The following is a 269-nucleotide window of genomic DNA, read 5'->3' as shown; positions in this document are numbered from 1 at the left end:
ATGGATTTACACAAAAACTAATTGAAATGTCGTGGGAAAATCCGAAATGTACGCTTGAAAGCATTTTAGGTGTTTGTGGAAAAGAAGCAGCCATCATGAATGAAGAATTTACTTACTTTATGGGGATACGGTATGACGGAGAGGTTCCAAAGGATATGGAGTGCATTACCATGACACACAACACTTGGGCAGTTATTCCGAATATATTAGAAGCATGGAAACATTTGTATTCTGAGTGGCTTCCTACTTCCGGTTTTGAGCTTGCTGAC

The 269-nt window shown here is 39.4% G+C and carries 1 protein-coding gene; it reads left to right on the top strand.

The window, feature by feature from the left end; translation table 11 throughout:
- A partial coding sequence (locus tag RYX56_RS22605) for a GyrI-like domain-containing protein (RefSeq protein ID WP_317124156.1) occupies window positions 1–269 on the top strand: 269 nt, incomplete at both ends.

The organism is Alkalihalophilus lindianensis (assembly GCF_032843265.1).
GTDB lineage: Bacteria > Bacillota > Bacilli > Bacillales > Bacillaceae_D > Alkalihalophilus > Alkalihalophilus lindianensis.
This window is presented reverse-complemented; position numbering and strand designations above follow the sequence as displayed.